Here is a 26,639-nt window from a genome sequence, read left to right as displayed (position 1 = left end):
AGGTAACTAAATGAAATTAACAGTATTAGTAGATAATAATACCTACATAGACCGCTACTTTATTGGAGAACCAGGGGTATCCTATTTTATAGAGGATGAAGGCACTCAAATTTTGTTTGATGTAGGCTATTCAAATGCCTTTATGAAAAATGCACAAAAAATGAATGTAAATATGAAGAATATGGACTTTGTTGTTATTTCTCATGGTCATATTGATCATACAGGAGGATTTTTTCATTTAATCAACTTTTATAATGAAGCGATAATGGAAAATATAAGCTATAAAAAGCCAACACTTGTTGCTCATCCATTCACATTTTTAACAAAAACCTTTGATGATGAAGAAATAGGTTCTATGCTTCCAGAAAAAAATTTAAGTAGATATTTTCATATGCAATTAAGTAAAGAACCTATTTGGTTAACAAAAAATTTAGTTTTCCTCGGGGAAATTGAACGAAAAAATGATTTTGAAAATAAAGAGCCTATTGGAAAAATTGCAATTGATGAAAAAATGGTAGATGATTATGTTTTAGATGATTCTGCTTTAGTTTATCAATCTAAGGAAGGACTCGTTATTATTACAGGCTGTTCTCATGCTGGTATTTGCAACATTATTGAATATGCTAAAAAAGTTTGTAATGACGAAAGAATTGTTGATGTCATTGGAGGATTTCATTTACTTGATGCAAGTAAAAAACAATTAGAAGGTACTGTAAACTATATGAAAAGAATAAATGCAAAAAAGGTTCATGCCTGTCATTGTACAGATTTAAATGCTAAAATCGCTTTAGCAAAAGAAACAAATATAAAGGAAGTAGGAGTAGGATTAACATTAGAATATAAATAAAAAATTAATTATTTGTTTAAAACCAGATAGAAAAAACTATCTGGTTTATTATTTTTGTAGCATCAATTAATTTTTAGCAACAAAATCTATCCATCTTAATCATCCTCACAAGTTTTATAAAAACATATTGACAAATATAATCACAAACCGTTATACTGTACATACACAATATATACAGTATATACAATTTTAAAGTAGAAGAGGGATTCTATGAATATAATTATTTCCAATGCATCACAAGATCCAATCTATGAACAAATTGCAAAACAAATAAAAAGTCTTATTTTAAAAGGTGAACTAGAACCTGGAAAAATGCTTCCTTCCATAAGAAGCCTGGCAAAAGAACTACAAATTAGTGTCATTACTTCAAAAAGAGCCTATGAAGAGCTTGAAAAGGAAGGATTTATTGAAACCGTTGCTGGTAAAGGTTCCTTTGTAGCTCATCAGAATAAAGACCTTTTGAAGGAACAACGTTTGAGAATTATTGAAGAAAAACTTACAGATGTTGTTGAAGAAAGTAAAGTATTAAATATTAATCTTGAAGAATTAAAAGAAATGCTTACCCTTTTATATGAAGAGTAAATATTTTTAGATAAAAACCTAGTTTTTTGAGGGAGGTTCAATTATGGAAAATATCTTAACACTAGAAAATGTCAACAAATCTTTTAAAGATTTTCATTTGAAAAATATTGATTTTCATTTACAAAAAGGCTATATTATGGGATTCATTGGTCCAAATGGCGCTGGAAAAACTACTACCATTAAACTTATTATGAATCTTATGAAAAGAGACAGCGGCACTATAGAAATTTTTGGACTTGATAATATTAAGAATGAACAAAGCATAAAAAATAGAATAGGATTTGTTTATGATGAAAATTACTTTTATGATGATATCAATCTATTGGAAATGAAAAAAATCATTGCTCCTTTTTATTCAAAATGGGATGATAAAATTTTCAACTATTATATAAATCGCTTTAATCTCCCTTTAAAAAAGAAAATCAAACATCTTTCAAAGGGAATGAAAATGAAGTATTCACTGGCAATTGCTCTGTCTCATCATGCAGAATTTATCATTATGGATGAACCTACTTCAGGTCTTGATCCTATTTTTCGAAGTGAACTTTTAGAAATATTATCCGATCTTTTACAAGATGAACATAAGGGGATTCTCTTTTCAACTCATATTACAACAGATCTAGATAAAATTGCAGACTATATTACCTTCATTAACAATGGAGAGATTGTTTTTAGTAAGGGAAAAGATGATTTACTTGAAAAATACGCTATCATTAAGGGCCCTAAAGAAATGATGGATAGCCCTATAAAGAAAGAATTTGTTGGCATAAAACAAAATAATTTTGGCTTTGAAGGTTTAACCAAAGATATAAAAAAAGCACGTCAAATCTTCAAAGATTCAGTTGTTATTGAAAAACCTTCTTTAGAAGATATTATGCTTTATACGATAAGGGGGAATTTATAATGTTTCACTTAATTATGAAAGATATACGTATACAAAAGAAAAGCTTTTTATTTGCTATTTTTTATCCCATATTTGCTGTTTCTGCATTCGGTGCCCCTGATTTTTCAGAATCTATATATATTATGATGGGGGTAGCCCTTACATATATATTTGCTTTAACAGCAGTAACCTACGATGAAAAAAATAAAAGTGAAATATTTTTATTAAGTTTACCTATTAAAAAGCAACATATTATTATTTCTAAATATTTATCTATATTTGTCTTTTGTTTCATAAGTATCGTGATTTCAGGAACTATAGGTGCAATTCTCAATATAACTGGAATTTTTACTAGTTTACGATTGATCAATTTTATAGATATCATCGCCATATTTATTAGCATGTATCTATTGATGGCTATTTATTACCCTCTTTATTTCAAGTTTGGTACTACTTATCTAAAATTAGTAAATATAGCTTTTTTTATGCTTGTTTTCTTTGCTCCTAGCACAATATTAAAGTTTTTACTTGAAAATAAGGATATGCCTCTTATTATGGATTTGATCAACTTTATCAACCATACAACACCTTGGCAAATTAGTCTATTAATTATTTTTATAGTGATGCTCATATTAATACTTTCTTTCTTGGTTTCTCTTAAGATCTATAAAAATAAGGATTTCTAAAATAGAATATTTAAAAGTCATGCTTTTATGTAATTTTTATATGATTTGGATAATATTTGTTGATTTTATTTATCAAAAATGCTTTAATAAGGCTAATCAGCTTTTTTAATCTAACTTTATATTTTATATCATTTTAATTTTTTCACCTTAAAGTTTATAGATAACTATTAAAAAATGGTTATTTGTAATAAATAATATATTGGAGGGATATGAATGAAAAACAAAAAGATTGCTTTACTCATGATACTCATATTTATAGTATCTATGACAATCACATCTATGGCGCAAGAAGAAATTACAAAGGATGGTTTAACTGCATCAGAAATGCTTCTAACAGTAAATGATGCATTCAATAACCAATATACAACTTTTAAATTCAACGGTACAATGAATATGAACACAAAAACTACAGGTTCTATGATGATTAAAAAGCCTGATCCAAATAATGAAGGTCAATTCATTAAAGAAGAACAAAAGCTAGATCAAAATGTAGACATGACTATGGTCCAAGAAGGAATATTCGAAAAACCTGAAAAAGTATATGTAAAGACTACCGCTTCTATAAAAAATATGCCTAAAGAACAAAAACCTCAGTCTTCTGAAGTTCTTATGGATCAAGGCGTTATGTATATGCGAGCAAGAGAAAATGCAAAATGGATAAGACTTGATATAAATCCTATGATGCAAGAAATGAAAAAAATGATGGGTAATGATGGAACAAATATGGGTATGACCAAAGAACAAATGGAACTATTCGGTATGTATGCTGCTTATGATGAAAATACAGTAATTGATGGTAAAGAATATTATGTGATCAATGTAAATATGGATAGTGCTGCTTTAAAAGAAGTATATAGTAAGTTAATAGATCAAATGTTTGATCAGCTTGGAAAAATAATAGAACAAACTGAAATAACAAAACCAAAGCAAGCCGAAGCCAAAATAGAAACAACTGAAATAAAACCAGAACAAATTGAAGAAAAGCCAGAAATGAATAAGGAAGTATTCAAGCAAAAAATGCAAGAATTATTTTCTAAAATGAATATGAACGTTACTTATAAGTACTATATCAACAAAGAAACTAAAATGTATGAATTCATGGATATTACACAAACAATAGATATGACTATGGAGAAAATACATACACAAACAACATCTACTGGTAAATATAAATATTATGACTTTAATGGGGAAGTTACTTTCCCTGTAATCAATACTGAAAATCCTCAAGATATGAATCAATTACAATAAATTGATTTAGGGAGTAGAGAAAAAAATTTTTCACTACTCCCTTTTTACTTGCTAAAAAAGTATGCATCTAAACTTGTATTATTTATTCAGCTGCCAAATAGAAAAATTCAAAATAGCTGCAAAAGCTACCCACAATATATATGGAATCATTAAATATCCCGCTGTCTTATCTAATTTATAGAATTTCACAAAGGTTATAATAATGAGCATCAATAGTACTAATAACTCAATCAATGCTAGTCCTCTTAATCCTACCCCAAAGAAAAGAATAGACCAAAAGAAATTAAATAGTAGCTGTAGCCCATAGTAAAACAAAGCATTTTTCACCTGTCTCTTTTCTGCTCCCAGCATCCAAATTCTATAACTAGCAATACCCATTAATAAATAAAGAATGATCCAAGCAATTGGAAAAATCCATGATGGAGGAACAAAGTCAGGTTGTATCAAGTTTTGATATTTTCCATAAGAATCTCTTGTTAAAAATCCACTTAAAATCCCTGTAAGCTCTGGTATGAATATACACACAATTAAAGCCAATAAATTTTTCTTTCCTTTTACTTTAAACATATCTTCCCTCCATTCCTATAATACTTTAATATGATTTTATGTATATGAATAAATATTATGCTTATCTTTCCTCTAAAATTTCCAGGGAAATGAATACGATTGAAATATTATAACATTATTGGTAATATATTGTTGTATCCATTTCTCTATTCATTTAAAAGTAGGAGGTAAACATGAAACATATTACATTAAAGGTGAAATATTCACTTGTTTTTATTTTAATTATTGTTATTGGTTTTTCGAGTTTTTATATTTTTTCTCCTGATATATTTTATACTATTGGAAAAACCTATGAAAAAGCAGGAAAGCATCATATTGCCAATACCTATTATGATAAAATTCTAAAAATCAATCCCAAAAGTCCATTAGCAGCCTTTACTACAGAACGAAAATTTTTAAAAATATTATCTAGTAAAAACTTTAACTTTTTAACAGGTTTTGTTTCTTTAAGTAATGGGAGTTCTGGAATGCATGGCCATAAACTTTCTGAAGCAGATTTAGAAAAGCTTAATGATCAATATGAAAAAGTCATCAACGGTTCTTTAGATGAAGATTTACGTTTAAAGCTTTGTCTTGATGCTGCTTTATTAAATTGGTTTGGGGGAAAGCCCTATAAATCTATTGAAATATTAAACACACAAAGTAAAAGTACAGATCAAATGCTTTTAGATTACCAAAAGCTATATTTATCTTGTATGTATCTTATGACTGGTGATCTAGAAAAAATACCATCCTTTGTGAATGAAGAAAATATTTATACCTTTAGTGAATCTCTACAGAACAAAGCTTCCTCTGTGTTAGCTTATTATTATTTGTTACTTAATAATCATCAAAAATTTAAGCAATATGTAAAAGAATATGATTATAAAAATTATTCTTCATTATCATCAGAATACAAAGCCTATTCAAAGCTTTTAGATATAGAAATGGCTATAGGAGAGTTTGAAAGAGCTATTGAAAGAAATAAATCTGAACCTTCTTATAAGGGATCTATTTATGGAAAAATGCTCATAGATGATACCCCATTTCCTTATCAAATCATTATCCTAAAAAAACATGATGATACTGGCTGGTCTAACAACCCTTGGACTAATGATTATATAGCTATGAGTATTACAGATAAAAATGGTGATTTTTCTCTTACAAATATTCCTTCTGGAGTTTATACCCTATTAACTTATGTTCCATGGCCTTTAGTAAAAGAAAAAAACTTTCGGGTGGATGGTCCAAGATTTATTGATTTAAAACATCATACACATGAAAATGTCAACATGGTTTTTGACCCAAAATTACCTATCAAAAAAGTGATTCAAGATGATAATTTGCTCACCTTTGAATTTGATAAAATAAAAGAAGCTGATTATTATCGATTAGAAATGGGAGAAGTTTATAAGGATCATGGTTTCGACCAAGTAGCCTATACTTATTATTCTGATATTTTTACTGAAAATCATATTACAATAGATGTGAATAAAAACAGGGAAAAAATGAGCGGTGGTATCAGCTGGGGTGATAAAGGGATCAATCCTCATGATGTGCTTGGTGCCTTCTATCATGAAGGAAATTATACTTATAAAATTACTGCCTTTAATAAAAATGGTATTATAGGAGATAGCTTTGGCATATGGCCAAATAGTAAATATCCCACTCTTTTTATTTCTGGTGCATCCTATACAAAGGCTGATGAGCTTCTTATGAAACAATCTTATGATGAAGCCATAAAGTGCTATGAAAACAATCTAAAACAAAAACCAAAGAATCCTCATGCACTTCGAGTATTATCAAGATTATATACCTTAGGATATGGCCCATCTCATGGTTTCTATGAAGAGGAAGAATCGGGTATGGATGTAAAAAAAGCAATCTATTATACAGAAAAATTAGTAGCAGTAGACCCTAATAAAAAGCTACTTCAAGAACTTGGTGATTTATATATGAAAAATAAAGAATATTATAAAGCATTATCTCTTTTTCAAAAAATAAAGCCCAAAGATTATTCTGTTTACACCTCTATGGCTAAAATCTATAAATGGAGAGGAGACTTTGATAAAGCTTTAGAAAATTATTATGCATCCTTAGAAGAATTAGATTATGGTATAGATGACATTCTAACTATTGAAATGTTAAGAGGAAATCATGAAAAGCTATTATCTATTGCAAAATTATATGACCATCAATCAGAATATATAGACTATGTAGATACGATTAAAGATTCTTTAGCGTATATAAAATCTTCAGCATATGCTGATTTTCATAAAGAAATGAAAGATGGAAATATAGAAGCAGGAAAGGAAATATTAATATCAAAAAAAGATCCCCTAACTTATTTCTATCAATCCTTAATATCCTTAGTAGAAGATACTAACAGAAAAGCTAGAGAAAAAGAATATACATCTAATTATCATAAGATTATAGCAAAATATTCTGCATCTCATCCATTAGCAAAGCTATTAAGAATTTTAGGTAAAGAAAATTTCGGATCAGATTTTGGAGAGTAGGTCATCTACTCTTCTTTTTTTATGAAATTTTCTTTCTAATGCATTTTATAGACACCTTTGGGACAAACTTTAACTATATTATAATAAGGAGGGGTCACCTATTCATGAGTACTACTAATTCATTGCCTAAACATTCAATTGATATAAACTCCCCCATGGCTGTCTATGATTTCAATAACAAATTTACTGAATGTCTAAACAATTATTTTACAGATGAATATGAAGATTTAGTTGTTATGTGCATTGGTACAGATCGGTCCACAGGAGATGCTTTAGGTCCTTTGATTGGGTATAAACTGAAAAAAAGCTTAAGAAATCATAAAAATATTTTTGTCCATGGCACCCTAGAAAATCCTGTTCATGCAAAAAATCTCAGTAATTCCATTGATCTTGTTTACAAAACCTATAAAAAACCTTTTGTCATTGCTATTGATGCATGTTTAGGAAAATCTGATAGAGTAGGACACATTACAATAGGTTATGGGCCTCTAAAGCCTGGTGCAGGTGTAAATAAAGATCTTCCTTCTGTAGGAAATATGCATATTACAGGTGTTGTTAACTTAGGTGGATTTATGGAGTATATGATCCTGCAAAACACAAGATTAAATCTTGTAATGAAAATGGCTGATGCCATTGCCGATGGCATTCAATATAGCATATGGAAGCTTTTAAGAAAAGACACAAAGGAGCAGTATGAACTAAACTAATTCATAACTGCTCCTCTTTATTTAAAATAAAGATTCATAGGCTCTCTTTTCTATAGCATATATAATTTCATTAATACTTTTATTTTTTGTATTGATTACCATAGCTCCTTTGTCCATATCAATAACATTATCAAAATTGCCTAAGTAACTTAATTTGCTATCATCACTATTATAAAGAATAGCATCTACATATCCATCATAGTTTTCATGTACAACTTCATATCCTCTTGCTTCTAATTCTTTCCCTATCCCCTTTAGATGATCCTGTATAGCTACTACCTTTGGCATATAAACACCTCCTAGTTGTATTATGACTAGGAGGTGTCCGTTTTATACTATTTATGGTAAATTTACATAATATTATCCTGTGGTACAAGAACTTTCAGCCCTTCTGGAACCATTTGAAAATACACATTAAAACTTTTTCCTATAATATCTCCATCTAAATTAATAGATAAGTGTTCATCACTTTTTATTTTTACCTGTTTTCCTTTATGCATATCTACTTCATCATAGTGGACATGCTCGCCTGAAAATATTTTAGGAAATACTCTCATAAGCTTGAACTTTGAAATTTTATCTACAATACAAACTTGAAAATCACCATCTTTTATATCTGCCATGGGAGCAATTTTCATTCCACCACCATAATATTTCCCATTGGCTACTGCTACTAGCGTAATATTTTTATTTTTCTTGCTCCCATCAATATTCATGTTCACTCTTTTATGTTTATAAGAAAAAAGGGTCTTTAATAATCCTCCCATATAAGCCCATGAACCAGAGAGATACTTTTTAATATTTTCTGTTTCTTTTACAATTTCTGCATCGAGTCCTATACTTGCAACATTTACAAAATATCGATCATTGACCTTTCCACAATCAATCTGTACTTTTTTCCCATAGGCAATTACGTTTAGAGCTTTCTCTAAATCATTGGGGATCCCTACGGTTCTCACAAAATCATTTCCTGTACCAGATGGTATTACACCCAAAGAAGCACTAGAACCTATCATGCCATTTACAACTTCATAAATGGTTCCATCTCCACCTACTGCTACAATTTTTTCATATCCTTTTATGACTGCATCTTTTGCTATTTCTTCTGCTTCATTCTTTCGAGTAGTCAATTTAATTTTATAAGGTATATGAAAAAAATCCATCTGCTCTTTAATCTTTCCTATAACAAAATCACAATTTCCTTTTCCTGCTACTGGATTTACAATAAATAATATGTCCATTTACATCCCTCTATAATGCTATTTTTGTGTATTCATCTAAAGATTTATTTTTTGCTCTATCTAGTGCTTGCATTTCTTCTGCTGAAAGGGTATGTGCTGATTTTCCCGACTTGATTGTTTTTCCATAAATAACACTATTACTTCTACTATATATACTTGTAAGAATAAATCCATTATTTTGTTCATCTAATAATGCAATAGAAAAACTTAAGCTTCCCCCAACATCATCAAATGCATTATATTGCACCAATCCTACCTTTTGGATACTATAAAGAAGCTTTTCTTGTATTCTCTCTACAAGAGCATCCATTTGATTCATTCGAATATCTAAGTTATCTATTTTTTGATAGTATTCTTGAATAATTTCTTCTATATTTTTTCCTTCCCTATTATTTGATAAAGTTTCATATTTTTTCTTCAACTTTGACAACCTAGCACCTTGTATACATATGATCACTAATAATAACAGGCTAATACTAGCACTATAAAAAATAATAATTTCTAAATTTTCTTTAATAATATTAAAGATAGCCTCCACGGTTTTCCCCCCTTTTCTAAATACCTTCCCAATATATTATCTCATGTAAATAAAAAAAAATAAATAGTATGTCTAATTTTCGCACATACTATTTTTTTCTATTTCTATTTTAATCTATTCATTTTCTAATTCATCACAGATTTTCTTTAAAGCTTCTACTGCTTTTTTTACCTCTTCCTTTGTATTAAAATAGCCTAAGCTAAACCTTACTGTTCCCTGCTCAAAGGTTCCCATTGTTTTGTGAGCCATAGGTGCACAGTGAAGTCCCGAACGAACAGCTATATTAAATACTTTATCTAATATATAACTTACTTCTGATGAATCTTCCTCACCAATATTGATAGATATTACGGCTGCTTGTTTTTTAGCATTCACAGGACCATATATACGTATTTTATCAAGTTTTTGTAGTTCTGAAAGCATATATTCTGTTAGTTCTTCTTCATGTTTTTGAATTTTTTCTATTCCCTCTTTTAAAATAAATTCAATGCCTGCTCCTAATCCTACAATTCCCGGAGTATTTGGTGTACCACTTTCATATCTATCTGGAATGATCTCTGGCTGTGTGAGAAGCTCCGATTTACTTCCTGTTCCGCCTTCTTTCATTTGCTGAAGATCTACCCCTTCTCTTATATAAAGAATTCCTGTTCCTTGAGGTCCTAAAAGTCCTTTATGTCCTGGAACTGCAAGTAGGTCTATATTCATCTTCTCTACATCTATATTGTATACTCCTGCTGTTTGAGCAGCATCTACTAAATATAATACTTTATTTTTCTTTGCAATTTTACCGATTTCCTCTATGGGCATGAGTGTTCCTGCTACATTGGATGCATGGGTTGTAGCAATTAATTTTGTATTCTCTTTTATTTCCTTTTCTATTATCTTGGGATCAATTATTCCCTTTTTATCACATTGAATAACTGTATGTTCTATCCCTAATTTTTTAAGGGTAACGATGGGTCTAATCATAGAATTATGTTCCATACTTGTTGTGATCACATGATCACCTGATTTTAGTATTCCCTTTAGAGCTAAGTTTAATGAATCAGTAGCATTACATGTAAAAATAATCTGCATTGGATTATCAATGTTAAATAATTTACAAATCAATTCTCTTGTCTTATAAATTGCTCTTCCTGCTTCTAAAGCTAATTTATGTCCAGACCTTCCAGGATTTGCCCCATATTCTCTCATACATTTATCCATAGCTACATATACACTTTCTGCTTTAGGATAAGTTGTTGCAGCATTATCTAAATAAATCACTCTAAACACCTCCACTCTATTCTTTTTACCATTATATGCACTACTTGTTTCACGTGAAACAACTATATTGCTTGAGCCACCATAATAATATTCGTTACATTAAATATTTCCTTTAATAAGTCAAAATACTCTCTCATAATAATAGATCTATGACTTTCTCTAGGAGTAATAATCATCATATCCTTTTCATGTTTTTTTATTTTTATCAAACCATTAAAATACTTTTCAAAATCTTTATCTCCAATTTTTTCTTTTAATTTTTTGAATCCTTCTTCTATATCTGTTCCTTTCACCCTTTCTTCCATAGGAGTAAACTTTTCCATATATACTTCCTTTGGAATATCTACTATAGACTTCATATATTGTTCTTCGTTCATTATTTTCCTCCCTCTGCGTCTATCTAACTTTTCATTTTTAAATTTCATAATTGTCATTCAACTATATTATATCAAATGTAGTAAAACAGTATTATAGATTTTTTCTATAGTTCATGTAAAACTTCTTATTGTACTATATATTTTATGCTCATGTGACCATCAAAATTTTTAAACTTACTTTTGAAATTTCCATTTTTTTAATCAATAAGCCATTTTATATTTTTATCAAAACACGTATACAAATTTAATTAAATTATCTTTTCCTTAAAAATAAAAACTTGTAAAGCAACCTTTCAGAATTGCTTTACAATTTTTTATGCTTCTATTTGATAAATACACCTGTATATTTTCTTTTATCTATTTTAAAATCATTTTCGCTTAATCCACTTTTTTTCATTAGCATTCGTATTTCTTCAAAAGGCATTCCATGACTTTTCTTTATCGGTTCTCGAATATAGAGTTTTCCATTTCTTTTTAATTTACTAGATAATACATCAATTATATTTTGTCTTAAATATTCTTCAATATCGTGTAATACAAAATGAATAGATACAATATCATAATAATGATCTTTGATGTGAAGGGTTCCTATATCTCCTAATAAAAATTCTACATTTTTATAATTTTTCATCCTCTCTTGGGCTTTTTTAATCCAAAATGGCGATGTATCAACACATGTCAGAAATCCTTTTTTTAATAGTCTTTTTGCCATAAGCTTTGAACAAGTACCTCCACCACATCCAAATTCGAGAACTTTCTCATCTCCTCTTAAATTTAATTTTTTTACATACCCATTATAAACTGGAACACCAATTTTATTATTAAGCCATTTTTCAATAAAAATTTCCATAAACGTAGGATTAGAAAAACTCACAAAAACACCCCTTCTCCATATTTATTGCAAGCTATCTGCTATTTTTTTTAAAGACTTCAAAAAGTTAGTTCGTTCTTCTTTTGTATCTAGTGGGTCAAGTATTCCTTCCCATAAATTTTTTTCTCCTCTTTTATGTTCTATCTGTGCTATCTTTCCTTCTCCTGTTAATTCTAATCCATAAGACCTACGATCTCTTTTACTTATTACTCTTTTTACATAATTCCTTTTTTCTAAACGATTAATAGCATTCGTTAAAGTACTACTTGGAACTCCTAATATTTCAACAATTTCTTTTAATATAACATCAGGCTTTTTTTCAATGATTTCTAGTATACTTATTTCTATAGTCGTAACATCTTTAAGTTTTTCAGAAAATAATTTTGTTTTTTTCTTTTGAAGGGAATACAGTATACTATGATAAATTTCATCTAGAATCTGTATATCCTCTGAATCTATTTTTTCTTTTATATTTTTTGGAGAATTTGTAGTCATTGATAGCTCTCCTTATATATTTTTTATTACCTTAACGGTAATATTCCATATAGGTATTATATTACTTATGGTATTATATGTAAATATCAATATTAGTTTTTTTCTTACAACAGACTAGAAATTCTCCTTAATTCCAAAATTTTAATTGTACATCAATATTGTTTTCTTCTAATTGCAAAATAATATATGAAAACCATCTTTCTTTTCTTTTATAGATAGGAGACCCTGGATTTAATAATAACACCTTATTTTTTGTTTGAATGATTGGCTGATGACTATGACCAAAAACAATAATATCTACATCAAATCCTTGAAATGCCTCATAAGCTCTCATAATAGTCGTTTTATTTGTACCATGCCCATGATAAATACCTATATGATAATTATTTACTTTTATAATCTCTTTTTCATGTAACAACTTTTTCACATTATTGCAATCAACATTTCCCCATACCCCTAAAAAGGGTTTATATTTCTGTAACAGTTTTATAGCCTCACTTGTTTTGTAGTCTCCTGCATGAATAATCATATCTACTTCTTTTAAATGCTCATCTAAGAAATGTATTAATTTATTCATATTTTTTCCTATATGTGTATCTGAAATAATTCCTATTTTCACATAAACCACCTACCATAAAAAAATCCTTCTTAGGATTATCTCCTTAGAAGGACTTATATATGTTTCTATTTTATAAAATCAATCTTTATTTTCTTTTTTCCTCTTATGTCAGGATGTTTGTACATTAAGATCATAAAACCTGTTGCCAATAAGATTCCTTTTATGATACTGCTCATACTAATACTCCACCAGATTCCTTCTAATCCAAGCAAGTTCTCTGATGAAAGAATTTTTGCTGCTGGCACACGAAGTCCAGTAAATAAAATGCTTATGATAGCTGGAGGTATTGTTTTTCCCATCCCATTAAATGCTCCTGCTGTTGTAATTTCTATACACATGAAAAGCTGAGAAAGTCCTAAAATCTTCAAATATTCTACCCCATATTTTATGGCTTCTTCTTCAGGAATAAAAATAGAAAATATAGGTCTTGCCCCAAAAATGAGAAGACATGTGGCAATTATTCCTATTATGCTTACAATTCCTATAGCTGTAAAATAACCCTTAAAAATACGTTTTCCTTTTTTGGCCCCATAATTTTGTCCTACAAAGGTACTAATAGCCGTTGAAAATCCACTTGCGCTCATCCATGAAATAGCTTCTATTTGAGAACCTACCTTTTGTACAGCTATAGGAACTGGACCCCAACTAGCAACAATTCTTGCAATGAACATTGCAAATATAGTAAACAGCCCACTATTAAAAGCCACAGGTATTCCAAGTTTTACAATTCTTTTTATGTATATTCCTTTAGGTAGTATCCATAAGCGAAAATCTGAAAACAATGGGAATTTATTTTTCATATGATAGATAAAAACAATCGTTACAATAAGTTGTGCACTAATAGTAGCAAATGCTGCTCCTTTAACCCCTAATGAAGGAAATGGACCTATTCCAAAAATCAATATAGGATCAAGAATCATATTTGTAAAAAGTCCTATTGTATTCATCATAAAAGGTGTTTTACTATCTCCATATCCATTATAAATACTCGTAAGTACAGGATTTATAAAATAAAAAGTAATACCAAAGGTTACAATAACTAAATAGCTTATAGCCTGATTAATTACTTCCTGATCTCCTAAATGAAAAAAGCCTATGAGTTCTTTACGAAATATTAGAAGACATGCTCCATATATGAGTGCTAAAAATATATTCAATTGAATGGTATGACGTGCATAATCTTTTGCTGCATCTAAATCTTTTTTCCCTACTGACTGAGCTACACCAATTTCAGCACCTATTTTGGGTATTAGAATAAATGCCATTGCAAGCCAAGTAAAAAAACCTGCTGTCCCAACAGCAGCAACAGATTTACTTCCTACCCTTCCAATCCAAATCATATCCGTCATATTATATGCCATTTGGACGAAGGATGTTCCCATAATAGGGATCGCTAATTTTATTAATGCTTTAAATATACTACCTTCTGTAATATTATTATTTTCGTTCATTTTTATTGCCTTCTTTCAATTTCCTAAAATACATACCCATCACAAAAAAAAGTGTTATTCCAAAACTAAGATAGGTTCCCATATGATACATATTAACAAGGCCAAACTTTTCAATAACCCATCCACCCCCATAGTTTCCAACAATTCCACTCCCTCCCATGAATATAGCTGATCCAAAAGTTTGGGCTGTAGACTTAAGTTCCTGAGGTGCTAAGAAGTGAATATAATAGACTGCCCCCGTTAAAAATAATGCAAAAGAAAGCCCTTGAAGACCTTGGATCAATATAACATGGATTGGTGAAGATGCAATAGTAAAAAGGAATTGTCTTAAAATAAAAAATATAGTTGAAAATAAAATAATATATATAGGTTTTACTTTAGAAATCAATCGATTTGATAGGATAAATAACGGCACTTCGCTGAGGGCCATAACAGACAAAGCAATTCCTAAATGCACTTTATTCCCTCCAACAGCATCCATTAATCTTGGTAAAAACGTATACGCAGCTTTATGTGGAATAAAAATTCCTACAGCAAATGTTAAAAAAATAATATAGTCGTAGTTTTTTAATAACTTGCTAATCTTTAAATCTTTTATTTTATTATTACAAGTAGAAGGATTTATATGGACTTTCGTACATAAAAATATTGTAATGACTCCAAATAAAGCATAACAAATATATAAGCTTTCTACTCCTTTTATTTCTATTAATTGTCCAAAAACATAAACCATTACCGCATATCCGATGGACCCCCACAACCGAATATTTCCATAGGATGTATTTTTCTCTCCTTGAATCCCCATAATTACCCAACTATCTAAAAGAGGTGTTAATGCACTTTCAAAAAAAGTAATGATAGCAAATACAATTCCCAATAAAAGAGCCCCTTCATAAATTGAAAGGGAACTAATCATAATGATTGCAATAGACAATAAAATAATGAAAATTTTCTTTATAGATTGGGTTTTATCACTAACCATTCCCCAAAATGGCTGAGCAAAAACAGATATAAAGGAATTCATCCCTAATATAGCTCCTATTTCAATATTATTTAATCCTTTACTATCAAGAAAAATAGTTAAATATGGATAATAAGCAGCGAAAGTCCCCCAAAAAAAGAATTCTACTATAGAAAATCTTTTAGTTATCAAATTATTTCTCATTTTTTTCTCCTATTTCTATTTATGCTAATATTTACTTATTCATTATATATTTCCATGATTATTTGTGCAATGTAAATAAAATAATATTATGATAAAAAACAAAAATATAAAACACCCTTTTTAATAATTTTTTGCCTTTACCAAAGTTCTATCCAAGATAAACCTACATCTACCTGAGATCCAGATCCTGACGAGGAAACTGCTGAAACTGTAAATGTACTTCCTGGTTCTAACTGAATATCTAAAGAACCTACAAATAATTGATTAGATTCAGCTTTTCCTAATTTAAAAACTAACAAATTCGTACCCGTAGTAGCCGTCAGTGTACCTATTTTATTATAAGAAACTACACTAGTATTTTCATTAATATCTGTATAATCACCAGATACAGTAGCATTTTTTATCATCTTTATAGTAACAGGTTTACTTCCATCTGTACTTACTGACAAATAATCTAATCTAATTCGTACTCGATTAGTTTTTTCTTGAAAATTGTTGTTATTTTTAATCGTTATAATGTTTGTTTCAGTGTCATTAATGCTCTCTACACTATTTGACACTGAATTACGAGTAACAATAGCACTATAGTCAATAGGACCTTCAACTAATCCAATTCCACTAGATGTTTGTAAAATAATATTTGAACTACCACTTGTTTTTTCAACCTTTGCCATAAGGGGTAAAGTTGGGTTATAGATAGAGGGTGTAGTATTATTATTGGGATATCTAATAGTGTGAACCAATATAAAATCACCAGTAGTAGGATTAGCTATCCAAAAAGTAATCACACCAAATCCAAGCCACTGATACTGAATAGTATAGACATTTCCTTTCGTAGTATCTAAAGTAACACCACTATCACCTGTGCTATCCACCTTGTCTCCATTCCAATTTGATTGATCTGTCCAGTTAGGTGTCCCATTCTGAAGTCTTAATATTCCAAAGGTTGTTCCATTATATCCAAAGAAAAATCCGTCCGTTGTATCTCCAATCCCAATTAACTGAGTACTATTCGCAACCCCCGTAGTAAAAATTGCTGTAAAACGAGCCTGGGCACCTAATCCCGATTGATATCTTAAAACTCTAACCGTTTCCATTTTGGCTGTTATAGAAGTTTCAGGAAGTGCTGCTGTTGTTTCTAATACTGCCTTACTATTATTACAATAAACGGTTCCCCCCTCATCACAACTTACTTTTAATAAATCACTATTAATATTGTAATTAATAGTATATCCAGTAACTGGATGGAGTTCGGCTACTCTTAGATCCTTAAAAGCAGTCAATGGTAAGTTTTCCGTTCTCCCAGCACTATCAAAAAGCTGCACATGTACTGCTCCGTTTATATCACTAGCAACAGGAATAATATTGCCTTCATTACTAGCATAAATCTGACTTTTATTATTTTCCGCCTTTACATTAAAAATATTATAGTTTGGTATATTTTCACCCTCTTTCATTTTTATTTACTATATAATATGACAAGTCTATTAATCTGTTCGTGTTACATATAATAATTGATCTGAAAGTCCATATATAAGGCTTTTATAATCAAAAATAAATTTTCTCTTCCTATTTACCTTAAGCCTACAAAATATATTTGCTTCTATAAATGCCACTTTATAATAAAAAAATTATGATGATTTTAAAACTATATTCTGTTGTACACTTTAACTCATACGATTAATTATAATCAACACATTTATTGAAAATAAAAGATATAATAGTAATACCAATCATAATTCCATTAATTGAAGTAACAATATAAATTCCGATAAATTCTAAGGCTAATCTTCCTAATACTAAAAATATCCTGTAAAAAACAATAGTTGTTGCTATCATTAAAATTGATGCATAATAAAACAATTTTGTTTTTATTGGAATAGGATAAAAATTTCTTTCATATGGACCTCTATTCTTATAAAGATATAAAAGTATAATCAAAAATCCTAACAAAGTACTTCCATGCTGAAAAAACTTATAAATAGGTATTTGATAATTCATTAAATGAATATGATTTCTTAATCCATGAATTATTTCGACAAACATTCCACCATCATGGGTAAAACTATCCCACAACACATGAGAAAACATACCAATAATTGCTGAATAAATAAAAATAAAAAAGTCTTTTATAGATTTTATAGACCATCTACCCATAGCTATGTGATAAAACCACTGATCCATAGGCTTTGGTAAATTTAAAATAAAAGGTTTCTTTATAATATAATGAAATATATAAGCCATAATCAAACATAAGGGTAGATTAAAATAAAAAAATCCACCTATAGTATGCCCCACCGTTCCCATTGGTTTAAATCTTATAAAATATTCAAAATCTGGTGCCATACTCCCAAGGACCAAAGCAGTAAAATCAAAGTATTTTTCAAACTTATTTTTTATGGGAATAACAATTGCTGGATGTGAAAATGTAAAAGGCATCCTATCCATCTCCTTTCATTGATTTTTTCTTAAAAAAAACCGCTGATATTCAGCGGTTTATTCATATCTTTTAAAAGTTTCACGTGAAACATTAATTTCCTTGTAAAAGTTCTACTAATCTCTCTAATTCGTCATCACTATAATACTCTATTTCTATTTTACCTTTTTTCTTGCCTTTTACAATACTTACTTTTGTTCCTAATCTAGTTTTTAAAGTATCTTCTATAAATATCAATGTATGATCCTTTACTCTCTCTTTTTTCTGTTTCTCTTCTTTATTGTCTATAATCTTTGCAACCAAACTTTCCGTTTCTCTGACAGATAAATTATTCTCAAAAATCTTTTCACCTATTTGTTTTTGCAATTTGGGATCTTCGATTCTTAACAATACTCTAGCATGTCCATTTGATAATAAATTTTTCATCACCATATCCTTAACTTCTTCTGTAAGATTAAGAAGTCTTACAATGTTAGCAATATAAGATCTGCTTTTTCCGATACTTGATGATATTTGTTCTTGTGTTAGTTCATAAGCTTCCATTAAGGTTTTATATGCTAAAGCTTCCTCTATAGGATTAAGATCTTCTCTTTGTAAATTTTCAATGAGTGCAATTTCCATACGTTCTTTTTCATCAATCTCTTTTATAATACAAGGTATTTCCTTAAGTCCAGCGTATCTACAAGCTTTCCATCTTCTTTCCCCTGCTATAATCTCATATCCTTCTTCAATGGTTCTTACTACAATAGGTTGCAATACTCCATGATTTTTAATAGATTCTGCTAATGTTTCAAGCTTGTCCTGATTAAAATTTTTTCTCGGCTGATTTCTATTTGGTTTAATTTTATTGATATTAATTTTATCAATATTGCCTTTTGGAAGCTTCTTTTCTTCTATATCTGTATTTCTTTCAGGAATAAGAGCACTAAGCCCTTTTCCTAAGCCACTTCTTTTTTTTGCCAATTATATCACATCCTCGTCACTATCTTCTTCTAGATATAAAAATTCATCTGCAAATTCAGAATATGCTTCTGCTCCTTTAGATTTTGGATCATATTCAATAATAGATAGTCCATAACTAGGTGCTTCTGCTAAACGAACATTTCTAGGAATTAAAGTAGTATATACTTTTCCTCTAAAATATTTTTTTACTTCATCAACTACTTGTATAGAAAGGTTTGTTCTTCCATCAAACATACTAAGTATTACCCCTTGAACCTCCAAATTTGGATTTAAACTTCCTCGTATAAGCTCAATAGTATTCATTAATTGACTTACTCCTTCTAATGCATAATATTCACATTGAATAGGAATCATCACACTATCTACAGCAGTCAATGAATTAATAGTTAGGAGTCCTAATGATGGTGGACAATCTACAAAAACGTAATCATATTCATTTTTTACTTGATCTATTGCTTTTTTCAGCCTTTTTTCTCTATCTTTCATTCCTGTCATTTCAATTTCAGCACCTGCCAATTGTACACTTGAAGGAATAATAGAAAGATTTTCCCGATGTTCATGAATAATACATTCATGAACATCTATATTATCTATAAGGAGGTCATACATTGTATACGGTACACGATCTTTATCTATCCCAAAACCGCTAGTGGTATTTCCTTGTGGGTCAATATCAACAACTAGTATTTTCTTTCCTTTTTCAGCTAAACAAGCACTCAAATTGACATTTGTAGTTGTCTTGCCCACACCACCTTTTTGATTAAAAATGGCAATTACCTTTCCCACCAGAATCACCTCACAAGTTTTTTAATATTTATAGATTTCGTTATACAAGTTACGATTCCTTCTCAAAATCCTTATGTTATAAAATTAATATGGATAAACATGATGAAAACTAAAAATATACTAAAAATTATTTCAACTTCATCCATTGACATCATAAAAAATAAAATGCTATCTATCACTTTTATAAAGAAAGATTTATGAGTTATAAATAAAAATAACCTTACATATACTGTAACATCTTAGTTGTTTTATAGGAGGCCAAAATTGAATGTTAAGAATTATTATGACTGCATTTTGGATTGTATTTATTGCTGAATTAGGAGATAAAACACAACTTCAAACCATGATGTTAGCTACTCAATCAAAATCCATATTAGGTGTCTTTATTGGCGCATCCTGTGCTTTAGTTTTAAGCTGTTTATTAGGTGTCTTTGCTGGATCATATATTACTAAATTTATTCCCCCTAATTATTTACAAATAGCTGCTGGCTTTGCTTTTATTATTGTTGGTATATTAACCTTATTAGGTAAAATATGAAAAAGTCGTAGGACTCTTGCCCTGCGACTTTTATTACTGTTCTTTAGGAATTTTTACAACGACTTCTATGTATTCGCCCTTATCCGATTGCTTGTATTCAGCTTTTAGCCCTGTTTCTTTAATGGCATTATATGCATTTTTTAAGGTATTTAAATAAATTTTAAAATTAAAAGCACTTTTTATCCGTTTTTTTGTATTTTCTTCATCTGGTCTAGTAATTTCATCTAATATTTCATTGATTCTTTTTTCTGTCTTTTTTACATTCAAATCTTTATCAATAATTTCTTTTAAAACCATTAGCTGTAATTTTTCATCATGTAATTTTAATAAAGCTCTTCCGTGTCTTTCCGTTAGCCCATTCTCTATTAATAAATCCTTTACTTCATTAGGTAACTTTAAAATTCTTAATTTATTTGCAATGGTAGATTGATTTTTTCCAACTTTTTGTGCAATTTCCTGCTGGGTAAAATGATGATCTTCCATTAAGTGAAGATATCCTTCTGCTTCCTCTATAAAATTTAAATCTTCTCTTTGTAAATTTTCAATCAGTGCAAGAACCGCTGAATCCTGATCTGTCATTTCTGTTACGATTGCAGGTATATTTTCAAGCTCTGCAAGCTTTGCAGCTCTTAGTCTTCTCTCACCAGCTACTAATTCATAACGATTCTCTCCAATTTTTCTAACGCTTATAGGCTGTAATACACCATATACTTTTATAGATTCACTTAATTCTTCTAAATTTCCTTTTTTGAAAACCTTCCTCGGCTGATATGGATTTGGTAAAATAGAATTAACAGGAATCTGCAGAACTGCTGTGCCTAGGTCTTTTATCATAATCACTCTTCCCCTTATACATATAACTATTCTAAATAACTATTCGTCAAAGAATTTAAACTTCCTTCCTTTTTAGAAAATTTTCTAAAACTTTTGTTCTACAAAATATTTATCCTATCCTTATATTAAAGGCTTTCTAGTCGGAGTTCCTGCCTTTCTAGGATATTTTGTCGGCGTTTTTTTTATTTTCTCTATGACAACGATATTATGGGTAATATCAGAAAATGGTAATTTTATATCTTTCTTTTCAACAAATCTACCACCTAAAAGTTCTATTGCTTTTTTAGCCGTCTTCATTTCTTCATCAATATTAGGTCCTTTTTGGCAAATAAAATATCCCCCTACCTTTACAAGAGGCAAACAATATTCACATAATATATTTAACTGTGCTACCGCTCTAGCAACAGCAATATCATATTTTTCTCTAAAATCTTTATTCTTTCCAAAATCTTCAGCACGTCCATGCTGAAAATCTACATCTTTTAGTCCTATATTTTCACAAACATCTTGAAGAAACTTAATTCTCTTATTTAATGAATCTAATAAAGTTAAAGCTACATTAGGATAATAAATATTTATAGGAATACCTGGGAATCCCGCACCTGTTCCTACATCTATCACTTTAGCATTTTCTTTAATATAGGGCAGGGTCATACAACATAAAGAATCTAAAAAATGCTTAATCATTACTTCTCTTTCATCTGTAATAGCTGTAAGATTAATTTTTTCATTCCATTCAATTAACAAATCTTTATACTTTAAAAATTGATTCATTTGATCAAGATTTAAAGTTAACCCTAAGTCTTTTGAACCTTGTTGAAGAACGTCTGTACTATTCATTCCCCTCACCTCTTTTTCTTCTCTGCTGCTCTAAATAGATTAAAAGCACAGAAATATCAGCAGGTGATACGCCAGAAATTCTAGATGCTTGTCCTACAGATAATGGTTTTATATTATTTAACTTTTGTCTTGCTTCAATTCTTAATCCATCAATATGACTATAATCAATACTTGGATCTAATTTTTTCATTTCAAGCTTTTTAAACTGTTCAATTTGTTTTAATTGTTTTCCAATATATCCTTGATATTTTATTTGAACTTCACACTGCTCCATTACTTGCATAGGAATATCTGGACGATTTTGATCTAGCTCTTTTAAATCTTCATAATTTATTTCAGGACGCTTTAATAAATCATATAAAGATATACCACTTTTTAAAGTAGCTGTATTCTTTTTCTCTAAAAACTCATTGGCTTGACTTGGCGTTACAGTTGTTTTTTGTAATCTCTCCATTTCTTTTTCTATGAGCTCTTTTTTATTTAAAAATCTTTCATATCTTTCTTTTGTTACTAATCCTATTTTGTATCCTTTTTCTGTAAGCCTTAAATCTGCATTATCCTGTCTTAATACTAATCGATATTCTGCACGAGATGTCATCATTCTATAAGGTTCATTAGTTCCTTTTGTTACCAAATCATCAATAAGTACTCCTATATATGCTTCTGAACGATCTAATGTAAATCCATCTTTCCCTTGAATTCTAAGAGCTGCATTCATACCTGCAATGAGTCCTTGAGCCGCTGCCTCTTCATAACCAGAACTTCCATTAAATTGTCCAGCTGAAAATAAACAAGATATATCTTTACATTCTAGTGTTAATTTTAATTGTAATGGATCAATACAATCATATTCAATAGCATAGGCTGGACGCATGATTTTTACATTTTCAAGGCCTGGTATACTTCTATAGAACTTTACTTGAACATCTTCTGGAAGGCTTGTTGACATACCTTGTACATACATTTCATTAGTATTTAATCCTTCTGGTTCAATAAATAATTGATGTCTTTTCTTATCTGAAAATCTTGTAATCTTATCTTCAATAGAAGGACAATATCTAGGACCTGTCCCTTCTATTTCTCCACCATACATAGCAGAGCGATGAATATCTTTCCTTATAATTTCATGGGTGTTTTCATTGGTATAAGTCAACCAACAAGGAACCTGTTCTTTTTCTAAATGTTCATTCATAAAGGAAAAAGGAACAATTTTCTCATCTCCTGGTTGCTCTTGCATTTTAGAAAAATCCAAAGTAGATTGATCTACCCTTGCTGGTGTCCCTGTTTTAAATCTTGCCATCTTTAGACCTATTTCTTTTAAACTTCCGGTTAACTGTTTAGAAGCAGCTAATCCATTTGGTCCACTTTCATAGCTTGTACGACCAATAAATATTTTTCCACCTAAATAAGTTCCTGTAGCTAATATAACAGCTTTTGCAGTATACACAGAACCCGTGCTCAATACTACACCTTTTACATGATTTTCTTCTACAAGAATTTCAATAACTTCTCCTTGCTTTACATCCAAATTTTCTTGATTTTCCAATACTTTTTTCATTTCTATATGATAAAGCTGCTTATCAGCTTGTGCTCTTAATGAATGAACAGCAGGACCTTTTGCCGTATTAAGCATACGACTTTGTATAAAAGTCTTATCTATATTTAGTCCCATTTCTCCACCTAATGCATCGATTTCTCTTACAAGATGTCCTTTTCCTGTTCCTCCTATAGAAGGATTACAAGGCATCATAGCAATAGAATCTAAATTGATGGATAAAAGTAATGTACTATGTCCCATACGCGCTGGTGCTAATGCTGCTTCACATCCAGCATGTCCGGCTCCAACAACAATTACATCATAATTTCCTGCTTCAAATTTTTCTATCATCCATATCCCTCCTATTTTCCTAAACAGAAATTAGCAAATATTTGATCGATTACATTTTCTCCTACTGTATCTCCCGTAATCTCTCCTAAGTATTCCCAACAATTTTTCACATCTACTTCTACAAAATCTAAAGGTAAATCTTGTTTAATAGCATTAATAGCATCTATCATACTTTTTTGTGCTCTTTCTAAAGCATCTTTATGCCTTACATTAGTAACAAAAGAAGATTCTCCTTGTTTTACTTTTCCTCCGTAAACCATCTCCACAATTGTTTCTTCTAATTCATTCAGTCCCGTTCCTTCTGTCATAGATACTTTAATAATTTTTTTATCTGGAAGAAATCTTTTGATTTCTTCTTCCTCTAACGCAATAGGTAAATCTGTTTTATTCATCAGAATAATGGTCTGTCTAGTTTTAAGAAGTTCCATAATTTCTCGATCTTCATCTGTTAAAGGTTCTGAAGCATTTAATACAAAAATAACTAAATCGCCTTTATTAAATAGTTCTTTACTTCTCTCTACACCAATTTTTTCAACAAGATCTTCTGTTTCTCGAATCCCAGCTGTATCAACTATTTTTAAAGGAATGCCTCTGATACTTACAAATTCTTCAATAATATCTCTTGTTGTTCCTGGTATTTCTGTAACAATAGCTCTTGATTCCTTAAGGAGTGCATTCATCAAAGAAGATTTTCCAACATTAGGCTTTCCAATAATCACTGTATGTAGTCCTTCTTTAATAATTTTTCCTGTATTTGAACTCTCAAGAAGGCTCTTTATATCTTCTTGAATCTTATTTGAACTCTCTAAAAGCTCAGTATATGTAATTTCTTCAATATCCTCATCTGGAAAATCAATATTTACTGTAATATGCGCCATCATCTCTAAAAGATTATGTCGAATCCCTTTTACTTCTTTAGATAAAGAACCTTCTAATTGTCCAAAAGCTACATCAAAGCTCTTATCTGTCTTTGCACTAATTAAATCCATTACTGCTTCTGCTTGTGAAAGGTCAATTCTTCCATTTAAAAAAGCTCTCTTTGTGAATTCTCCTCGTTCTGCCATTCTGGCTCCGTTTCTTAGCACAAGCTGAAGAATCTTTTGTACAGGAACAATTCCTCCATGGCAATTTATTTCTGCCACATCCTCAGCTGTATATGTAAAGGGAGCCTTCATATATACAACTAATACTTCATCCACTATTTTTTTCGTATTTGGATCTACAATCTTTCCATGGGTAAGTCTCCTTGGATTATATTCCTTTATACTATTTCCTTTTGTAGGAACAAAAATTTTATCAAGTATTTCTAAAGATACTTCTCCACTTAGCCTTACAATCCCGATTCCTGCTTCTCCAGGTGCTGTAGCAATAGCTGCTATTGTATCGCTCATATTTTCACCTCTTCATTTCAATCACTTCTTTAGTCTCTCTAATACTGAAAATAAAAAGATAAGAGAATACCTTTGATAACTTTTGTAAAAAAACTTACTGAAATTACATGAAAAAGACGTTAAGAACCTTCAATGTTTGAACAAATGTGAGTTTTGAAGGTTTAGTTTTTTTCATGTACTAAAGTTTAGTTTTTTCAAAAGTTATCTGGTATGAACGTTCTTTTTATTTTATATCATTAGTATACCAAAATCTTAGTAAACAATAACAAAACCCAGTAATCGCTACTGGGTTTTTGAAAATTATTTTGCTGCAATTACAACTTTTCTAAAAGGTTCTTCTCCTTGACTTCTTGTCTGAACATATGGATGATTCTGCAGTGTGGAATGAATAATTCTTCTCTCATAAGGATTCATGGGCTCAAGGACTATATTTTGTCTTTTAATTTTTACTTGATTAGCTAACTTATTTGCAAGTCTTATTAATGTCTGTTCTCTTTTTCTACGATAATTTTCTGTATCTACTACAACCCTTAAATAATTTTCGCGATTCCTATTAACAACTAAACTTGCAAGATATTGTATTGCATCTAATGTTTGGCCTCTTCTTCCAATAAGTACACCCATGTCTTCACCAAAAACTTCTACATATAAGCTATTTTCCTTTAGCTTTGTCTTACAATTCGCTTCAATCTTCATATCCTTAAATACACTACTTAGAAACTCCACTGCTGTCTCTTCTGGACGATCAATCACTATAACTCTAATCTTTGCGAGTCTTGTACCAATAAAACCTAGAAAACCTTTACTTGGCTCTTCTATTACCTCAACATCTACCTGCTCTCTTGTAACATTTAATTCTTCAAGAGCACTTTTCACAGCTTCTTCTACAGTTTTTCCTGTTTTTTCTGTGAATTTCAT

28 protein-coding genes are annotated in these 26,639 nt (G+C 29.9%); 8 read left to right on the top strand and 20 right to left on the bottom strand.

Translation table 11 applies throughout. From position 1 onward, the window contains the following. Positions 1-10 precede the first annotated feature (10 nt). From K7H06_RS19105 to K7H06_RS19085, 5 genes are all read left to right on the top strand, one after another. Complete coding sequence (locus K7H06_RS19105) at positions 11-847, top strand: MBL fold metallo-hydrolase (RefSeq protein WP_223037587.1); 837 nt, start codon at positions 11-13, stop codon at positions 845-847. Positions 848-1,057: 210 nt separating this feature from the next. Then, positions 1,058-1,429 (top strand): GntR family transcriptional regulator, encoded by a 372-nt coding sequence (locus K7H06_RS19100; protein WP_223037586.1) that lies wholly within the window; start codon positions 1,058-1,060, stop codon positions 1,427-1,429. 43 nt (positions 1,430-1,472) lie between these two features. Further along, a complete protein-coding gene (locus K7H06_RS19095; RefSeq protein ID WP_223037585.1) occupies positions 1,473-2,333 on the top strand; it encodes an ABC transporter ATP-binding protein in 861 nt (286 codons plus the stop codon). Beyond that, positions 2,333-2,998 (top strand): ABC-2 transporter permease, encoded by a 666-nt coding sequence (locus K7H06_RS19090; protein ID WP_223037584.1) that lies wholly within the window; start codon positions 2,333-2,335, stop codon positions 2,996-2,998. Before K7H06_RS19095 ends, K7H06_RS19090 begins: the two co-directional genes overlap by 1 nt. Before the next feature lie 213 nt (positions 2,999-3,211). Beyond that, positions 3,212-4,249: a hypothetical protein gene (locus K7H06_RS19085; protein WP_223037583.1), complete on the top strand. Its 1,038-nt coding sequence runs from the start codon at positions 3,212-3,214 to the stop codon at positions 4,247-4,249. Positions 4,250-4,327: 78 nt separating this feature from the next. Here K7H06_RS19085 and K7H06_RS19080 read toward each other — a convergent pair whose 3' ends face one another. Then, positions 4,328-4,816 (bottom strand): TspO/MBR family protein, encoded by a 489-nt coding sequence (locus tag K7H06_RS19080; protein ID WP_223037582.1) that lies wholly within the window; start codon positions 4,814-4,816, stop codon positions 4,328-4,330. 173 nt (positions 4,817-4,989) lie between these two features. On the opposite strand from K7H06_RS19080, the gene K7H06_RS19075 reads away from it, so the two are divergent. Together K7H06_RS19075 and yyaC are read left to right on the top strand one after the other, a co-directional pair. Then, positions 4,990-7,314: a tetratricopeptide repeat protein gene (locus K7H06_RS19075; RefSeq protein ID WP_223037581.1), complete on the top strand. Its 2,325-nt coding sequence runs from the start codon at positions 4,990-4,992 to the stop codon at positions 7,312-7,314. Positions 7,315-7,418: 104 nt separating this feature from the next. Continuing rightward, entirely contained in the window at positions 7,419-8,021 is a 603-nt protein-coding gene (gene yyaC, locus K7H06_RS19070) for a spore protease YyaC (RefSeq protein WP_223037580.1), read from the top strand. Between the two features lie 21 nt (positions 8,022-8,042). Here yyaC and K7H06_RS19065 read toward each other — a convergent pair whose 3' ends face one another. From K7H06_RS19065 to K7H06_RS19000, 14 genes are all read right to left on the bottom strand, one after another. Continuing rightward, positions 8,043-8,309: a YkuS family protein gene (locus tag K7H06_RS19065; RefSeq protein ID WP_223037579.1), complete on the bottom strand. Its 267-nt coding sequence runs from the start codon at positions 8,307-8,309 to the stop codon at positions 8,043-8,045. A 62-nt stretch (positions 8,310-8,371) separates the two neighbouring features. Next, positions 8,372-9,262 (bottom strand): diacylglycerol/lipid kinase family protein, encoded by an 891-nt coding sequence (locus K7H06_RS19060; protein WP_223037578.1) that lies wholly within the window; start codon positions 9,260-9,262, stop codon positions 8,372-8,374. A 10-nt stretch (positions 9,263-9,272) separates the two neighbouring features. Further along, positions 9,273-9,800, bottom strand: coding sequence for a DUF4446 family protein (locus tag K7H06_RS19055; protein ID WP_223037577.1), 528 nt, complete (start codon positions 9,798-9,800; stop codon positions 9,273-9,275). 114 nt (positions 9,801-9,914) lie between these two features. Beyond that, entirely contained in the window at positions 9,915-11,066 is a 1,152-nt protein-coding gene (locus tag K7H06_RS19050; protein WP_223037576.1) for an aminotransferase class V-fold PLP-dependent enzyme, read from the bottom strand. A gap of 62 nt (positions 11,067-11,128) precedes the next feature. Then, the gene (locus tag K7H06_RS19045) at positions 11,129-11,443 is read right to left on the bottom strand and encodes a hypothetical protein (protein ID WP_223037575.1); all 315 of its coding nucleotides are present in this window, start codon (positions 11,441-11,443) and stop codon (positions 11,129-11,131) included. Positions 11,444-11,765: 322 nt separating this feature from the next. Further along, complete coding sequence (locus tag K7H06_RS19040; protein WP_223037574.1) at positions 11,766-12,317, bottom strand: class I SAM-dependent methyltransferase; 552 nt, start codon at positions 12,315-12,317, stop codon at positions 11,766-11,768. A 21-nt stretch (positions 12,318-12,338) separates the two neighbouring features. Continuing rightward, a complete protein-coding gene (locus K7H06_RS19035) occupies positions 12,339-12,809 on the bottom strand; it encodes a MarR family winged helix-turn-helix transcriptional regulator (protein ID WP_223037573.1) in 471 nt (156 codons plus the stop codon). Positions 12,810-12,936: 127 nt separating this feature from the next. Continuing rightward, the gene (locus K7H06_RS19030) at positions 12,937-13,428 is read right to left on the bottom strand and encodes a metallophosphoesterase family protein (protein ID WP_223037572.1); all 492 of its coding nucleotides are present in this window, start codon (positions 13,426-13,428) and stop codon (positions 12,937-12,939) included. A 65-nt stretch (positions 13,429-13,493) separates the two neighbouring features. Continuing rightward, the gene (locus K7H06_RS19025; protein ID WP_223037571.1) at positions 13,494-14,879 is read right to left on the bottom strand and encodes an MATE family efflux transporter; all 1,386 of its coding nucleotides are present in this window, start codon (positions 14,877-14,879) and stop codon (positions 13,494-13,496) included. Further along, positions 14,866-16,044 carry an MFS transporter gene (locus K7H06_RS19020; protein ID WP_223037570.1) on the bottom strand — a complete coding sequence of 393 codons (1,179 nt, stop codon included), beginning with the start codon at positions 16,042-16,044 and terminating at the stop codon, positions 14,866-14,868. Before K7H06_RS19020 ends, K7H06_RS19025 begins: the two co-directional genes overlap by 14 nt. A gap of 137 nt (positions 16,045-16,181) precedes the next feature. Then, positions 16,182-17,501: a hypothetical protein gene (locus K7H06_RS19015; protein ID WP_246637582.1), complete on the bottom strand. Its 1,320-nt coding sequence runs from the start codon at positions 17,499-17,501 to the stop codon at positions 16,182-16,184. Between the two features lie 223 nt (positions 17,502-17,724). Beyond that, entirely contained in the window at positions 17,725-18,483 is a 759-nt protein-coding gene (locus K7H06_RS19010; RefSeq protein ID WP_223037569.1) for a DUF4184 family protein, read from the bottom strand. Between the two features lie 91 nt (positions 18,484-18,574). Beyond that, complete coding sequence (locus tag K7H06_RS19005) at positions 18,575-19,444, bottom strand: ParB/RepB/Spo0J family partition protein (RefSeq protein ID WP_223037568.1); 870 nt, start codon at positions 19,442-19,444, stop codon at positions 18,575-18,577. Continuing rightward, positions 19,445-20,230, bottom strand: coding sequence for a ParA family protein (locus K7H06_RS19000; protein WP_223037567.1), 786 nt, complete (start codon positions 20,228-20,230; stop codon positions 19,445-19,447). It abuts the gene before it with no gap. Positions 20,231-20,498: 268 nt separating this feature from the next. On the opposite strand from K7H06_RS19000, the gene K7H06_RS18995 reads away from it, so the two are divergent. After that, complete coding sequence (locus K7H06_RS18995; RefSeq protein WP_223037566.1) at positions 20,499-20,768, top strand: TMEM165/GDT1 family protein; 270 nt, start codon at positions 20,499-20,501, stop codon at positions 20,766-20,768. Between the two features lie 33 nt (positions 20,769-20,801). Here K7H06_RS18995 and noc read toward each other — a convergent pair whose 3' ends face one another. The 5 genes from noc to jag all read right to left on the bottom strand — a co-directional run bounded on the left by noc (position 20,802) and on the right by jag (position 26,639). Beyond that, complete coding sequence (gene noc, locus K7H06_RS18990) at positions 20,802-21,602, bottom strand: nucleoid occlusion protein (protein WP_223037565.1); 801 nt, start codon at positions 21,600-21,602, stop codon at positions 20,802-20,804. Between the two features lie 120 nt (positions 21,603-21,722). Next, positions 21,723-22,442, bottom strand: coding sequence for a 16S rRNA (guanine(527)-N(7))-methyltransferase RsmG (gene rsmG / locus K7H06_RS18985; protein ID WP_223037564.1), 720 nt, complete (start codon positions 22,440-22,442; stop codon positions 21,723-21,725). Continuing rightward, positions 22,435-24,330: a tRNA uridine-5-carboxymethylaminomethyl(34) synthesis enzyme MnmG gene (mnmG, locus tag K7H06_RS18980; RefSeq protein WP_223037563.1), complete on the bottom strand. Its 1,896-nt coding sequence runs from the start codon at positions 24,328-24,330 to the stop codon at positions 22,435-22,437. Before mnmG ends, rsmG begins: the two co-directional genes overlap by 8 nt. A gap of 11 nt (positions 24,331-24,341) precedes the next feature. Further along, positions 24,342-25,721, bottom strand: coding sequence for a tRNA uridine-5-carboxymethylaminomethyl(34) synthesis GTPase MnmE (gene mnmE / locus K7H06_RS18975; RefSeq protein WP_223037562.1), 1,380 nt, complete (start codon positions 25,719-25,721; stop codon positions 24,342-24,344). 300 nt (positions 25,722-26,021) lie between these two features. Then, complete coding sequence (jag, locus tag K7H06_RS18970) at positions 26,022-26,639, bottom strand: RNA-binding cell elongation regulator Jag/EloR (protein ID WP_223037561.1); 618 nt, start codon at positions 26,637-26,639, stop codon at positions 26,022-26,024.

Source organism: Crassaminicella profunda (assembly GCF_019884785.1).
GTDB lineage: Bacteria > Bacillota > Clostridia > Peptostreptococcales > Thermotaleaceae > Crassaminicella > Crassaminicella profunda.
Note: the sequence above shows the minus strand (reverse complement) of the source record. Positions and strands in the feature narration are given on the sequence as shown.